Here is a 14,987-nt window from a genome sequence, read left to right on the forward strand (position 1 = left end):
GATCAAGATCAAGAGCTGCAGCCGAGCTAACGCTCATCCTGCGAGTGGTGCGGCTGCGCCGCGAGTTTCATGTAGGAGCTGCCGAAGGCTGCGATCGTTTGATCTTGCTTCTGGTGTTGAAAGATCAACGTCAAAAGATCGCAGCCTTCGGCAGCTCCTACAGGGGTGGGGTGTTTAAAAGTGTTGTGAAATTGGGGAACCTTCCCACAAGGTTTTCAGGTTGTCCGTCGGACGTGGGCTCTCTAGGCTCTGGGTGTCGCTGAATGATCAGCGGACGGGTGTGAGAACCCGGGAAAAATTAGTGATTCGGTTCCCGTATCCGCATAATTGCCGCCAGCTTATTCGCTGTCTGCAAATGCGCTATGGCGGCTGTGTGCGGGCAGACTTCGGTCTGGCCGGTTTCCTATTTTTCCGGTTTCTCACCCCGCACACAGCTGCCACCCACTTCGCCGCGTGAGAAACGGCAAGGGATGGCCCTCATTTGCAAAAATAGGGTTTCCAATGAATAAGCCAGTTCCCGATCCACCCCTCGAATCCACAACCCCGCTCGAAGACGCCATCCGCGCCGACGATCAGATCAAAAACCGCGAAGCGATAAAACGCGCCCTCGATTTCTACCTCAGCCCCGAACCCAGTAAACCGCGTCTGCCCAGCACGATGTTCCTTGTTCACCCGAACATCGACACGGAAAGTCTGCTCGCGCATGCCTGCGAGTCACTCGCTTCGGCGAATGTCATGGCAGGCGATTTCGCTGATCAGCTCAGCCGTCCGCAACGCAGCACGGCGCTGGCGATTCAGCAGATTGTGATGCTGGCGGAGCTTGCCGTGAACCGGGCGCTGGATCGGGTGGATCCGCAGACCTGATTGGTCGGGATACCGCGTTATCGTTCATCGCGGGCAAGCCCGCTCCCACAGGGTTGTATGCAATTTTCAAAACACTACAGAACCTGTGGGAGCTGGCTTGCCAGCGATGGCGGCAAATCATTCCCCCCAAAATTCGGACACAAAAAAACCGGCGACCCTTCACGGATCGCCGGTCTTTCATTCAGCCCACGTCAAATCACTGCATCAACACTTCAATCGAACCATCAGCCGTCATGCTCACCTGGCTGGTGCCTGCTTCAACTTCCGGCGTCACTGGCGCCGAATCCATCGCCGCCGCTTTCATCATCATCGGTGCACGCAGGTACGGTTGTGGATAACCGTTGCTGTTGAGGTTCAGGTTGACGATTTTGTAGCCCTTGCCGCCCAGGGCGTCGGAGGCCAGTTGCGCGCGGGCCTTGAAGGCGCTGACAGCTTCTTTCAGCAGTTGGTCTTCACTGGTTTTGCGGGTCGCGTCGGCGATGGCGAAGTCCATGCCACCCATTTTCAGGTCGCCCAACAGTTCGCCGGTGAGTTTGGACAGGGCGGCGAAGTCGGAGCTTTCCAGGCGCAGTTCGGCGCGTTCCCGCCAGCCGGTGATCTTTTGGCCTTTGGTGTCATAGATCGGGTAGCTGTTGCGGCTGCCCTGGCGCAGGGTGATGTCTTTGACTTGCTTGGCCTGGGCCAGGGCCTTGTTCATGGTGGTGCTGACGTCGGCGGCGAGTTTGGCCGGGTCGGTGTTTTGCTCTTCGGTGTAGAGGGTGACGATCATCTGGTCGCGGGCGACTTCCGTGCTGACTTCGGCGCGCAGGGAGATCTGGTTGTAGTGCAGCTCATCGGCGGCCAGGGCCGGGAGGCTGGCGACGCTGCCGACGGTCAGGGCGAGAAGGGCGGCGCTGCGGCGAAATGTGTGCATGAAAGCTCCTTGATGAGGGCGCAGGTGATGGTTCGGGGGCCTGCGTGAAACCATCAGACTCTAGCTTTTATGCTCCGGTTCGCCCAGTTACAACTTCTATACAGATACCCCGGCTCACCGCTGATCCCAAGTCGAGAAAGTTTTTGTGGCGAGGGGATTTATCCCCGTTCGGCTGCGCAGCAGTCGCAAATCCGGCTGACGCGGTATGTCTGGTTAAATGAGGTCGCATGATTTGGGGCGGCTCCGCCACCCAGCGGGGATAAATCCCCTCGCCACAATTGATCTCCGGTAGCCCCGGTCCATCGTCGCCATGTGGTCGTTTGCCGCACTTTCGCCTCTGAAGGGCGCGGCTTGGTTATACTCCGTGCGATCCGCCTGGAGCGCTCATCAGGAGAGCTCATGCTCGCCCCCGTACAACTGACTTCCGCCACTCGCCAGAACCTCTGGCGGCTGACTTTCATCCGCACGCTGGTGCTCGCCGCGCAGGCAGGTTCCGTAGGCCTGGCCTACTGGCTGCAGCTGTTGCCGTTGCCGTGGGTGCAACTGGCGATGACCCTCGGCTGTTCGATTCTGCTCTGCGTGTTCACCGCCGTGCGCTTGCGCACCTCGTGGCCGGTGACCGAGCTTGAATACGCCCTGCAACTGGCCTGCGATCTGGTGATCCACAGTGCGCTGCTGTATTTCTCCGGCGGTTCGACCAACCCGTTCGTTTCCTATTATCTGGTGCCGCTGACCATCGCCGCCGTGACGCTGCCGTGGCGTTATTCGGTGATCCTGTCGGGCATCGCGCTGGCGCTGTACACCGTGATGCTGACGCGTTTCTATCCGTTGGAAACCCTGCCGGTGGCCCGCGAGAACCTGCAGATCTACGGCATGTGGCTGAGCTTTGCGCTGGCCGCTGCGGTGATCACGTTCTTCGCCGCGCGCATGGCCGAAGAGCTGCGCCGTCAGGAAGAGTTACGTGCGATCCGTCGTGAAGAAGGTCTGCGCGATCAGCAATTGCTGGCCGTCGCCACCCAGGCTGCTGGCGCTGCGCATGAACTCGGTACACCGCTGGCGACCATGAGCGTGTTGCTCAAGGAGATGCAGCAGGATCATCCCGACCCGCTGTTGCAGGACGATCTGAAGGTGCTGCAGGACCAGGTCAAACTGTGCAAGGAAACCTTGCAGCAATTGGTCCGCGCCGCCGAAGCCAATCGACGTCTGGCCGTCGAGATGCAGGACGTCACCGACTGGCTCGACGAAGCACTTAACCGCTGGCACCTGATGCGCCCGGAAGCCAGTTATCGCTTCCACCGTCTCGGCCAAGGCACTGTGCCGCGCATGGCGCCGCCGCCGGATCTGACTCAGGCGCTGTTGAATCTGCTCAACAACGCCGCCGATGCCTGCCCGGAAAATCTCAAAGTGACCCTGGACTGGGACGCGGAAACCGTGACCATCAGTATTCGTGACCACGGTGCCGGTGTGCCGCTGGCCATCGCCGAGCAGATCGGCAAACCATTTTTTACCACCAAGGGCAAAGGTTTCGGCCTGGGCCTGTTTTTGAGCAAGGCCAGCGTGACACGCGCCGGCGGCTCAGTGAAACTCTATAGTCATGAGGAAGGCGGCACGCTCACCGAGCTGCGCCTGCCCCACGGCGCCCGAGGAGACCAACATGAGTGACGAAATCCAAGTCGAAGGCGAAGAACTGCCGCATTTGCTGCTGGTCGACGACGACGCAACGTTCACCCGAGTGATGGCGCGCGCCATGGCTCGTCGTGGCTTTCGCGTCAGCACCGCAGGTTCGGCCGAAGAAGGCCTGACCATCGCCCAGGCCGATCTGCCTGATTACGCTGCGCTCGACCTGAAAATGGACGGCGACTCCGGTCTGGTGCTGCTGCCCAAGCTGCTGGAGCTGGACCCGGAAATGCGCGTGGTGATCCTCACCGGTTATTCGAGCATTGCCACCGCCGTCGAGGCGATCAAGCGCGGTGCCTGCAACTACCTGTGCAAACCGGCCGACGCCGACGACGTACTGGCCGCGCTGCTCTCCGAGCACGCTGACCTGGACAGTCTGGTGCCGGAAAACCCGATGTCGGTCGATCGCCTGCAGTGGGAACACATCCAACGCGTGCTCACCGAACACGAAGGCAACATCTCCGCCACTGCCCGCGCCCTGGGCATGCACCGCCGTACCCTGCAGCGCAAACTGCAGAAGCGCCCGGTTCGTCGCTGAGAGATTTTTGGCAAAATCGAGTAAGACTGAATAAATAGGCGCTACCCGACAGCTCGGGTAGCGCCCTGGATTCAACTTACAACGGTAAAGAACGTTTTTGGCGAAGTGAGATCGGTGTCGTGCAGAGTCGCGTGGCATTGCGCGTAGAGATCCAGCCCTAACCAACTTTCCACGGTCGGCTTTGAAACTGTGAGAATGAACTCATTCGGTTTACCGGGTTTCTGTTCGATTTTGGGTTCGGAGGCCTCACCAATCCAGACATTTCCGATGTGAACTTCGGGATTGTCGGACCAGAATCTGAACTTGGCTCCCGATGCGCCCAGCTTACTGATAGACAGTTTGCCATTCTCAATGGATTCGCTGGCTGGAGCATTGAGTGGGTTTTTTGTCTCAGTCATGATCAATTCCTTTCGATGTCAGGGGGGCTGCTCTGTTCTCCTGATCACAGCGAAGTCGCTCGCAGGAGGCTAATGCAGTTGATCAGCCAGAATCTCCCCACTCTACTGTCAACTCTGACAGTCGTGACGAACGGTATGGGCATTGTCTGCACGGCCAAAACCCTTCTGATTCTGAACATTCCCTGAATGAGCCTGTCCCACCCTCGCGATAAAACGCACCGATCTACTATGATCGGTGCGTGTCTGTTCTTTTCTATATCGAGCCTTATCCATGAATCAGAACGCTGAATATTCCGCGGTCAACGATGCTGTGCGCGGGCAGTTTTTTCGTAAGGTGTGGGCGATCATCACGCCGTACTGGCGCAGTGAAGAGAAGGGCAAGGCCTGGACGCTGCTGATTGCGGTGATCGCACTCTCGCTGCTGAGCGTGGGCATCTCGGTGTGGTTCAACACCTGGTACAAGGATTTCTACAACGCGCTGCAGAAGAAGGATGAAGCGGCGTTCTGGCGCTTGATTCTGTATTTTTGCGGCATTGCGGCCGTGGCGATTGTTGGTGCCGTGTACAGGCTGTATCTGACCCAGATGCTGACGATTCGCTGGCGGGCGTGGCTCACTGAAAAGCATTTTTCCCGTTGGCTTGCCGACAAGAATTACTACCAGCTGGAGCAGGGCGGTTACACCGATAACCCGGACCAGCGGATTTCCGAAGACCTCAACAAATTCACCGCCACCACCTTGAGCCTGGGTATTGGCTTGCTGAGCAATGTCGTCAGTCTGGTGTCTTTTTCGATCATCCTCTGGGGCGTATCGGGCAGCATCGAAGTGTTCGGGGTAACGATTCCCGGCTACATGTTCTGGTGTGTGCTGATTTATGCAGGGGTGGGTAGTTGGCTGACGCATTTGATCGGTCGGCGCCTGATCGGTCTGAACAACAGACAACAACGTTTCGAAGCTGACCTGCGTTTCTCCATGGTGCGAATTCGTGAGAATGCCGAGAGCATCGCGTTGTATAACGGCGAGCCGAACGAGAACCGCCGCCTGAGCAACCGTTTCGGTCTGGTCTGGCACAACTTCTGGGACATTATGAAAGTGTCCAAGCGACTGACCTTTTTTACCGCCGGCTACAGCCAGGCAGCCGTGATCTTCCCGTTTATCGTTGCGGCACCGCGTTACTTCACCGGCAAGATCGAACTCGGTGAACTGATGCAGATCAGCTCCGCATTCGGCAACGTTCAGGAGAGTTTCAGCTGGTTCATCAGCGCCTATCAAGAGCTGGCCTCGTGGCGCGCCACCTGTGATCGTCTGCTGAGTTTCCGTCAGGCGATGACCGACAACGAGCAGCGGGTGCCGGCCATCGATGTGCAGAGTCAGGGCAGTGAATTGAAGGTGCACAACCTTGGCCTCGACCTGGCCGACGGCCGTCATCTGTTGACCAGCGCCGACATGACCGTCGAGCCGGGTGAGCGTGTAATGCTCAGTGGCCGTTCCGGCAGCGGCAAGTCGACCCTGCTGCGGGCGATGGGACATCTATGGCCAGCGGGGCACGGCAATATTCGTTTGCCGGCGGCGCGTTATCTGTTTCTGCCGCAAAAACCGTATCTGCCGATCGGCACGTTGCGCGAGGCGTTGAGTTATCCACAACCCGGCGACACCTATTCACCGGAGCGTTATGCCCAGGTGCTGGAAACCTGCCGTCTGCCGCATCTGGTCAAGCGTCTGGATGAAGCCAATCACTGGCAGCGCATGCTCTCGCCGGGTGAGCAACAGCGCTTGGCTTTCGCCCGCGCCATGCTTTATGCGCCGCAATGGCTGTACATGGACGAAGCCACGTCGGCGATGGATGAGGAAGACGAGGCGACGCTGTATCAGGCGCTGATCGATCAGTTGCCGGGCCTGAGCATTGTCAGCGTCGGTCATCGCAGCAGTTTGAAACGATTTCATCCAAGGCATGTGCGCATCGACAGCGGGCACTTGGTAGAGCAAACCGTGACCGCCTGACGCCATAGATCCCTTGTAGGAGCTGCCGAAGGCTGCGATCTTTTGATTCTAAAAGGTCAAGATCAAAAGATCGCAGCCTTCGGCAGCACCTACAGGAACGTCGTGTTGAAAGTGATCGTACAACTTGCTTGAGCTATGATGCACCCCAAGCCGAATTTTCGAGACAAGATGCAGACCATGGAAAACCTGATCGACACCCCGCGCCTCCCACGCAAGCGCCGCAGCCTGGCCCAGGAACTGGTGACGGTGCTGAGCGAGCAGATCCGCGATGGTCTGCTCAAGCGTGGCGACAAGCTGCCGACCGAGTCGGCAATCATGGAAGCCCATGGCGTCAGCCGCACCGTGGTGCGCGAGGCGATTTCCCGTTTGCAGGCTGCAGGCCAAGTGGAAACCCGCCATGGCATCGGCACGTTTGTGCTCGACACGCCAAGCCCGAGCGGCTTCCGCATCGACCCGGCCACGGTTGTTACGTTGCGGGATGTGTTGGCGATTCTCGAATTGCGTATCAGCCTCGAAGTGGAGTCCGCCGGTCTCGCCGCGCAACGCCGCAGCCCCGAGCAACTGGCAACCATGCGCGCCGCGCTCGATGCATTGAACGACAGCGTCGCCCACGCCAGTGATGCCGTCGCGTCCGACTTCGCCTTCCACCTGGAAATCGCGCTGTCGACCGGCAATCGCTATTTCACCGACATCATGACCCACCTGGGCACCAGCATCATTCCGCGCACGCGGCTGAATTCCGCGCGACTGGCGCATGATGATCAGCAGCACTACATGAATCGCCTGAGCCGTGAACATGAAGAGATTTATGAGGCGATTGCCCGGCAGGATTCCGATGCGGCAAGGGCGGCGATGCGATTGCATCTGACTAATAGCCGCGAACGGTTGCGCCAGGCCCATGAAGAGGCGCAGGCGCAGCGGGGTTGAGCTTTCTGCTTATGCGTTGTGGGGTTTGACACACCGCTATCGCTGGCAAGCCAGCTCCCACAGGGGCCTGTGTTGAAGCGGATTTTGTGTACCACCTCATTCAGTGTGAGGGCTGGCAAGCCAGTTTCCACAGCGGTCATTTGTTAAGCCATTTTTGCGCACGGCATCAATCCGTGTGGGAGCTGGCTTGCCAGCGATGGGGCCCTTGGATTCAGCGCTGCATGATCGAGCGATCCACCCTCACTGCCAGCGGCCCTTTACCCGGCGACGCATCAAACGTCACCCTCCCGTCTTTATCCACAATCGCTCGCGCAATCGGCTTGCCATCCGCCAGCAACTCCAATGGCGCATTCTCAAGGGACTGTCCCGAAGCCAGTTGCACTTTCAATCTGATCGTCATCTCAGCGTCCCTCAATTTGTGTTGCCGGTGGGTTTGTAGTCCTTGAGCAGCAGGTACGTGCTCCAGCCCCACCAGTCGTCGACGGTGGCCGTGTCGTTCAGATTGTTGACGTCCTTGCGCCGCAACACCTTGTCGCCCTCGAGGCGAAACAACGGCGAAAAGTTGCTGGCCGGGGTCAGTACGGCGTTCAGATCAGGCAGGTGTTGCAGGGCCGTGAAGCCGCGCTCGTCCAATACCGTGCCGCTGGCATATGCGCTGAAGACCTCATCGGCAGACGCCTGCACCGCAAGTGTGATGGGGAATCGGGCTTCATCGAGCAAATCGAAATAGCGCTTGTCGCCATACGCGCGCCATTGCTCTCCCAGGCTGTTGCGCACCTTGAGCCCGTACTTGTTGTCTTCGTCGTGCATGAATCGCGAGATCAGCGAACCCAGATCGCCCGGTGTCACTTGTTCCGCAAGCTCCTTGCGTGGCACGCGCAGATGGCCGGAAGCGAAAAGGTCGGTCAGGAAGTGATCGGCAAAGGCGTTCATCGCATACGCCTGTTCGAGGATTTTCCGATCCTGGCTGGCGTGAGCCGTTGCCGCGTGTTGCAGCGCGGCACCGTGGCCGGCGATGTATGCCAGGATTGCCCAATGACCGAAATGGTCAGCGTTGTTGGCGGCCAGCTTCAAATAGCGCCCCAGCGGGAACAGGTCCGAGAACACGCTGCCACCGCCGGTTATCCGGTTCCACTCTTCGGACAACGTATCACCTAAGGCGGCGTAAGCTTGTTCGGCTTCTTTGCCGTCCCTGATGGCCTGCGCGACGGCATTGGCCTCTTTTTGCGCTACGTCGAGGATTTTCGCAACCTCCGCCACCGAGCTCGGTAAAACGCCCAGAGAGTTGAACGCTGCGATAAAGCGCGACCGGCGATCAGGGCCGGTGGTGCCGTCGCAGATCGGCCGATCCGCAATACCGTAGAAGTCCCCGCCCAGTGCCAACACTTGGCCGTAGGTCAATGCCAGTCCGTTGACCAAGTGCAATTTGATATCGCTGGCGCGTTTCGGCACGTCGTCTTCGCTAAAGCGCAACAGCACATCATTGCCAATGGTCATGTGCTCAAACGTCTCGAAATAGAACGACAGGCCTTTTTTTCTCGGAGGCTTTATGGCGGTCGTTGGAAGAGGGGGCTCCGTTTTCGAATCGGCGATGTGCAACACCAGATGAGGCGTCGTGTCATTGATCGCGATGCCGGTCTCAGTGAACAAATCTTCGAATCGGGCCAAAAGAGGCGGATTCTCGTCCGCGTTTTGTGCCTTTAGGTCTGACATTTCTCACTCCTTGATATGCCTTGAAAGAAAATTAATACTGTTTATATGTACAGTTTTCGTGAGCCTAGCCCAGAGATTTCCTACGTCAAGCTAAGCAGAGTCCTACCCACAAGGTTGCGCCGGCGATGAAATGCAGTTGACGGTTATTTTTTAAGTTGTACGATGACCTACAACTTCGGCGAAGGCTGAACGGTTCAATCACAATAAAACGTCGCTACCAGGGTGTTCGAATAATGAATCCACAAGAACTGAAGTCCATCCTCTCTACCGGTTTGCTGTCTTTCCCGGTGACCGATTTCAACGCGCAGGGTGATTTCAACCGCGCGGGCTACATCAAGCGTCTGGAATGGCTGGCCCCATACGGCGCCTCGGCGCTGTTCGCCGCAGGCGGCACCGGTGAGTTTTTCTCCCTGGCGGCCAGCGAATATTCGGAAATCATCAAGACTGCCGTCGACACCTGCGCCACCAGCGTGCCGATCCTCGCCGGTGTTGGCGGTTCGACCCGTCAGGCCATCGAGTACGCTCAGGAAGCCGAGCGTCTGGGCGCCAAAGGTCTGTTGCTGCTGCCGCACTACCTGACCGAAGCCAGCCAGGACGGTGTTGCCGACCACGTTGAAGCCGTGTGCAAATCGGTCAACATCGGCGTGGTTGTCTACAACCGCAACGTCTGCCGCCTGACCGCGCCGCTGCTGGAACGTCTGGCCGAGCGCTGCCCGAACCTGATCGGCTACAAGGACGGTCTCGGCGATATCGAGTTGATGGTGTCGATCCGTCGCCGCCTCGGTGATCGCTTCACCTACCTGGGTGGCCTGCCGACCGCCGAAGTCTACGCCGCTGCCTACAAGGCGCTGGGCGTTCCGGTCTACTCCTCGGCGGTGTTCAACTTCATCCCGAAAACCGCGATGGACTTCTACCACGCGATCGCCCGTGAAGATCACGCCACCGTCGGCAAGATCATCGACGACTTCTTCCTGCCGTACCTCGACATCCGCAACCGCAAGGCCGGTTATGCCGTGAGCATCGTCAAGGCAGGCGCAAAAATCGCCGGTTATGACGCAGGCCCGGTGCGGGCGCCGCTGACCGATCTGACGCGCGAAGAGTACGAAATGCTCGCCGCCCTGATCGACAAGCAGGGTGCGCAGTAACACCCGATGAAACCGAGGCCGCTGAGCAATCAGCGGCTTTTTGCGTGAAGGCTTTGAGATGTGAGGGCTGCTCCTGTGACAACTGCAAAACGCTATGACAACTACATCAACGGTGAATGGGTTGCCGGTGCCGACTACTCGGCCAACATCAACCCGTCCGAACTCAGCGACACCATCGGTGACTACGCCAAGGCCGACCTGACGCAGGTACACGCCGCCATCGACGCCGCCCGCGCCGCATTCCCGGCGTACTCGACTTCGGGCATTCAGGCTCGCCACGATTCGCTGGATAAAATCGGCACGGAAATCCTCGCCCGTCGTGAAGAACTCGGCACCTTGCTGGCGCGCGAAGAGGGCAAGACCCTGCCCGAAGCCATCGGCGAAGTGACCCGCGCCGGCAACATCTTCAAGTTCTTCGCTGGTGAATGCCTGCGCCTGTCCGGCGACTATGTTCCGTCGGTGCGTCCGGGCGTCAACGTTGAAGTGACCCGCGAAGCGCTGGGCGTGGTCGGTCTGATCACTCCGTGGAACTTCCCGATTGCGATCCCGGCGTGGAAAATCGCCCCGGCGCTGGCCTACGGCAACTGCGTAGTGTTGAAACCGGCCGATCTGGTACCAGGTTGCGCTTGGGCACTGGCGGAAATCATCTCCCGCGCAGGCTTCCCGGCTGGCGTGTTCAACCTGGTGATGGGCAGCGGCCGCGTGGTTGGCGATGCGTTGGTGCAGAGCCCGAAAGTCGATGGCATCAGCTTCACCGGTTCGGTGGGCGTGGGTCGTCAGATCGCCGTTAACTGCGTGTCGCGCCAAGCCAAGGTCCAGCTGGAAATGGGTGGCAAGAACCCGCAAATCATTCTCGACGACGCCGACCTCAAACAAGCGGTCGAGCTGTCGGTGCAGAGCGCGTTCTACTCCACAGGCCAGCGTTGCACCGCTTCCAGCCGCTTGATCGTCACTGCCGGGATTCACGACAAGTTCGTCGAGGCGATGGCCGAGCGCATGAAGTCGATCAAGGTCGGCCACGCGCTGAAATCCGGTACCGACATCGGTCCAGTGGTTTCGCAAGCGCAGCTCGAACAGGACATGAAGTACATCGACATTGGCCAGTCCGAAGGTGCGCGTCTGGTCAGCGGTGGCGGTCTGGTGACCTGTGACACCGAAGGCTACTTCCTCGCGCCAACGCTGTTTGCCGACAGCGAAGCGTCGATGCGCATCAGCCGTGAAGAGATTTTCGGGCCGGTGGCCAACATTGTTCGCGTGGCCGATTACGACGCGGCGCTGGCGATGGCCAACGACACCGAGTTCGGTTTGTCGGCGGGTATCGCGACGACTTCGCTGAAGTACGCCAACCACTTCAAGCGTCACTCCCAGGCCGGGATGGTCATGGTCAACCTGCCGACGGCCGGCGTCGATTATCACGTTCCGTTCGGTGGCCGTAAGGGTTCATCCTATGGCTCACGTGAGCAAGGCCGCTATGCGCAAGAGTTCTACACGGTCGTGAAGACCAGCTACATCGGCTCCTGAATGCAGCACGCGGTGTCGACCCTGACACCGCAATCGCTGTAGGAGCTGCCGCAGGCTGCGATCTTTTGATCCTGTTTTCAAGGTCAAGATCAAAAGATCGCAGCCTTCGGCAGCTCCTACAGGGAACCTGAAATACGAATATCCCGTGATTCAGGGACACCCGGAAAACCGGGGACCAAAGAAGATTCACCCGCGCATAAAAATAATCAGTGGGAGTACCTCTACATGCAATCGTCCAAGCCGACTCACGTCCGCTATTTGATCTTGCTCATGCTGTTTCTGGTGACCACGATCAACTACGCCGACCGCGCCACGATCGCCATTGCCGGCTCCAGCCTGCAAAAAGATCTGGGCATCGACGCCGTTACCCTCGGCTATATCTTCTCTGCATTCGGTTGGGCCTACGTGGCCGGGCAAATTCCCGGTGGCTGGCTGCTCGATCGGTTCGGCTCGAAAAAAGTCTATGCCCTGAGCATTTTCACCTGGTCGCTGTTCACCGTGCTGCAAGGCTTTGTCGGTGAGTTCGGCATGTCCACGGCCATCGTTGCGCTGTTCATGCTGCGTTTTCTGGTCGGCCTGGCTGAAGCGCCGTCGTTCCCTGGCAACGCGCGCATCGTTGCTGCATGGTTCCCGACCGCTGAACGCGGCACCGCTTCGGCGATCTTCAACTCGGCGCAATACTTTGCCACCGTGTTGTTTGCACCGCTGATGGGCTGGATCGTTTACTCCTTCGGCTGGGAACATGTGTTCATTGTCATGGGCGTGTTCGGTATCGTCTTCTCGGGCATCTGGCTTAAGGTTATCCACAGCCCGCGCCAACACCCGCTGGCCAACGAAGCCGAAGTGCAGTTCATCGCCGACAACGGCGGCATGGTCGACATGGACGTCAAGCAAGGCAAAAAAGCCGACGGCCCGAAATGGGACTACATCCGTCAGTTGCTGACCAACCGCATGATGCTCGGCGTGTATCTGGGCCAGTACTGCATCAACGGCATCACTTACTTCTTCCTGACCTGGTTCCCGGTCTACCTGGTGCAAGAGCGTGGCATGACCATTCTCAAGGCCGGTTTCATCGCTTCGTTGCCGGCGATCTGCGGGTTTATCGGTGGTGTGCTTGGCGGGGTGATTTCCGATTACCTGCTGCGCAAGGGCCACTCGCTGACCTTCGCCCGCAAAGCGCCGATCATCGCCGGCCTGCTGGTTTCCAGCAGCATCGTGGCCTGCAACTATGTTGATGTGGAATGGATGGTCGTCGGCTTCATGGCCCTGGCCTTCTTCGGCAAAGGCGTTGGCGCACTCGGTTGGGCGGTGGTCTCCGACACCTCGCCAAAACAGATCGCCGGTCTGAGCGGTGGCCTGTTCAACACCTTCGGCAACATCGCTTCGATCACCACACCGATCGTGATTGGCTACATCATCAGTTCCACCGGTTCGTTCAAATGGGCGCTGGTATTCGTCGGTGCCAACGCACTGGTGGCGGTGTTCAGCTACTTGGTCATCGTTGGCCCGATCAAGCGTGTGGTACTCAAAGAGCCGCCAACCAACGGCGGTATTGAAGCCACCGGCAAATTGTCTCAAGCGCATTCCTGAGGAGCGGCGTCATGCAGTTGATTGAACATTCCGACTCGCCACGCCACATCCGCCTGCACGAGCGGGATAACGTAGTGGTAGTGGTCAACGATCAGGGCGCACCGGCCGGCACTGAATTTGCCGATGGTCTGGTGACCGTGGAATTCGTGCCGCAGAGCCACAAGGTTACGCTCGAAGACATTCCTGAGGGCGGCCAGGTGATTCGCTACGGTCAGGTGATCGGCTACGCGTTGCAGCCGATCCGCCGGGGCAGTTGGGTCAAGGAAGATCAACTGCGCATGCCGACCGCGCCGCCGCTGGACAGCTTGCCGCTGTCCACCGACGTGCCGGACGCGCAGGCAGCGCTGGAAGGTTTCACTTTCGAGGGTTATCGCAACGCTGACGGCACCGTCGGCACGCGCAACATTCTCGGCATCACCACCACGGTGCAGTGCGTCACCGGCGTGCTCGATCACGCGGTAAAACGCATCAAGGAAGAGTTGCTGCCGAAGTACCCGCACGTCGATGACGTGGTGGCACTGACTCACAGTTACGGCTGCGGCGTGGCGATTACTGCCACCGACGCTTACATCCCGATTCGCACCGTGCGCAATCTGGCGCGCAACCCGAACCTCGGCGGCGAAGCGTTGGTGATCAGCCTGGGCTGCGAGAAATTGCAGGCCGGGCAGGTGATGCACGAGGACGATGCCTCGGTCGATCTCAGCGATCCGTGGCTGTATCGCTTGCAGGATTCCAGTCACGGTTTCACCGAGATGATCGAGCAGATCATGGAACTGGCTGAAGTGCGCCTGAAGAAACTCGACCAGCGCCGCCGCGAAACCGTGCCGGCCTCCGAGTTGATCCTCGGCATGCAGTGCGGCGGCAGCGACGCGTTTTCCGGGATCACCGCCAACCCGGCGTTGGGTTATGCCTCGGACTTGTTGTTGCGCGCGGGGGCGACGGTGATGTTTTCCGAAGTCACTGAAGTGCGCGATGCGATTTATCTGCTCACTTCTCGTGCTGAAACCAAGACTGTGGCCGAGGAACTGGTGCGCGAGATGGACTGGTACGACCGTTACCTGGCCAAGGGTGAAGCGGATCGCAGTGCGAATACCACGCCGGGGAACAAGAAGGGCGGGCTGTCGAACATTGTCGAAAAGTCGTTGGGGTCGATCGTCAAATCCGGCAGCAGCGCGATCAACGGCGTGCTCGGTCCGGGCGAGCGGTTCAAGCAGAAGGGTTTGATTTTCTGTGCGACGCCGGCGAGTGATTTTGTCTGTGGCACGTTGCAGTTGGCGGCGGGAATGAACCTGCATGTGTTCACCACCGGGCGTGGCACGCCGTATGGGTTGGCGATGGCGCCAGTGGTGAAGGTCTCGACGCGTACGGAATTGGCGCAGCGCTGGCCGGACCTGATCGATATCGACGCCGGGCGGATTGCTACCGGGCGTGCGACCATCGAGGAATTGGGCTGGGAGTTGTTTCACTACTATCTGGATGTGGCGAGCGGCAAGCAGCAGACGTGGGCGGAGAAGCACAAGTTGCATAACGACATTACGTTGTTCAACCCGGCGCCGATTACCTGAGACCGCGTCGCCTTGGAAAGATCGCAGCCTGCGGCAGCTCCTACATTGGAATGCGCTTTGATCGTTCCCACGCTCCGCGTGGGAATGCAGCCCGGGACGCTCTGCGTCCCAATAGCGTGACGCGGAGCGTCACAGGA

Annotated in this window: 14 protein-coding genes; 10 read left to right on the top strand and 4 right to left on the bottom strand. The window is 59.1% G+C overall.

Annotation, left to right across the window (positions count from 1 at the left end; all coding sequences use genetic code 11):
- Nucleotides 1-263, top strand: a 263-nt coding sequence (locus PMI37_RS32315) for a hypothetical protein (RefSeq protein ID WP_238552735.1), incomplete at its 5' end; no start/stop codon positions are given.
- Nucleotides 264-501: 238 nt separating this feature from the next.
- A complete protein-coding gene (locus PMI37_RS25575) occupies nt 502-864 on the top strand; it encodes a DUF6124 family protein (protein WP_008086605.1) in 363 nt (120 codons plus the stop codon).
- Between the two features lie 196 nt (nt 865-1,060).
- Here PMI37_RS25575 and PMI37_RS25580 read toward each other — a convergent pair whose 3' ends face one another.
- Nucleotides 1,061-1,777 (bottom strand): SIMPL domain-containing protein, encoded by a 717-nt coding sequence (locus PMI37_RS25580; protein ID WP_008086606.1) that lies wholly within the window; start codon nt 1,775-1,777, stop codon nt 1,061-1,063.
- Nucleotides 1,778-2,176: 399 nt separating this feature from the next.
- On the opposite strand from PMI37_RS25580, the gene PMI37_RS25585 reads away from it, so the two are divergent.
- Both PMI37_RS25585 and PMI37_RS25590 read left to right on the top strand, forming a co-directional pair.
- On the top strand, nt 2,177-3,439 hold the full coding sequence (locus PMI37_RS25585) for an ATP-binding protein (protein WP_008086607.1): 1,263 nt from the start codon (nt 2,177-2,179) through the stop codon (nt 3,437-3,439).
- The gene (locus PMI37_RS25590) at nt 3,432-3,992 is read left to right on the top strand and encodes a response regulator transcription factor (RefSeq protein WP_003221630.1); all 561 of its coding nucleotides are present in this window, start codon (nt 3,432-3,434) and stop codon (nt 3,990-3,992) included. The genes PMI37_RS25585 and PMI37_RS25590 overlap by 8 nt, the downstream gene beginning before the upstream one ends.
- Nucleotides 3,993-4,063: 71 nt before the next feature.
- Here the strand turns inward: PMI37_RS25590 and PMI37_RS25595 are convergent, their stop codons facing one another.
- Nucleotides 4,064-4,390, bottom strand: coding sequence for a hypothetical protein (locus tag PMI37_RS25595; RefSeq protein ID WP_008086608.1), 327 nt, complete (start codon nt 4,388-4,390; stop codon nt 4,064-4,066).
- Nucleotides 4,391-4,661: 271 nt separating this feature from the next.
- On the opposite strand from PMI37_RS25595, the gene PMI37_RS25600 reads away from it, so the two are divergent.
- Both PMI37_RS25600 and PMI37_RS25605 read left to right on the top strand, forming a co-directional pair.
- Entirely contained in the window at nt 4,662-6,389 is a 1,728-nt protein-coding gene (locus PMI37_RS25600) for an ABC transporter ATP-binding protein/permease (RefSeq protein WP_008086612.1), read from the top strand.
- A gap of 177 nt (nt 6,390-6,566) precedes the next feature.
- Nucleotides 6,567-7,316: a FadR/GntR family transcriptional regulator gene (locus PMI37_RS25605; protein ID WP_177323337.1), complete on the top strand. Its 750-nt coding sequence runs from the start codon at nt 6,567-6,569 to the stop codon at nt 7,314-7,316.
- 211 nt (nt 7,317-7,527) lie between these two features.
- Here the strand turns inward: PMI37_RS25605 and PMI37_RS25610 are convergent, their stop codons facing one another.
- Nucleotides 7,528-7,716 carry a hypothetical protein gene (locus PMI37_RS25610; RefSeq protein ID WP_008086615.1) on the bottom strand — a complete coding sequence of 63 codons (189 nt, stop codon included), beginning with the start codon at nt 7,714-7,716 and terminating at the stop codon, nt 7,528-7,530.
- Nucleotides 7,717-7,727: 11 nt separating this feature from the next.
- A complete protein-coding gene (locus PMI37_RS25615) occupies nt 7,728-9,029 on the bottom strand; it encodes a hypothetical protein (RefSeq protein WP_008086617.1) in 1,302 nt (433 codons plus the stop codon).
- Between the two features lie 233 nt (nt 9,030-9,262).
- On the opposite strand from PMI37_RS25615, the gene kdgD reads away from it, so the two are divergent.
- From kdgD to garD, 4 genes are all read left to right on the top strand, one after another.
- A complete protein-coding gene (kdgD, locus tag PMI37_RS25620) occupies nt 9,263-10,174 on the top strand; it encodes a 5-dehydro-4-deoxyglucarate dehydratase (RefSeq protein WP_008086619.1) in 912 nt (303 codons plus the stop codon).
- Between the two features lie 75 nt (nt 10,175-10,249).
- The gene (locus PMI37_RS25625; RefSeq protein WP_008086621.1) at nt 10,250-11,695 is read left to right on the top strand and encodes an aldehyde dehydrogenase family protein; all 1,446 of its coding nucleotides are present in this window, start codon (nt 10,250-10,252) and stop codon (nt 11,693-11,695) included.
- 138 nt (nt 11,696-11,833) lie between these two features.
- Entirely contained in the window at nt 11,834-13,285 is a 1,452-nt protein-coding gene (locus PMI37_RS25630; protein WP_338009892.1) for an MFS transporter, read from the top strand.
- Nucleotides 13,286-13,296: 11 nt separating this feature from the next.
- A complete protein-coding gene (garD, locus tag PMI37_RS25635) occupies nt 13,297-14,850 on the top strand; it encodes a galactarate dehydratase (protein WP_008086626.1) in 1,554 nt (517 codons plus the stop codon).
- Nucleotides 14,851-14,987 lie beyond the last annotated feature (137 nt).

The organism is Pseudomonas sp. GM80 (genome assembly GCF_000282515.1).
Taxonomy (GTDB): domain Bacteria; phylum Pseudomonadota; class Gammaproteobacteria; order Pseudomonadales; family Pseudomonadaceae; genus Aquipseudomonas.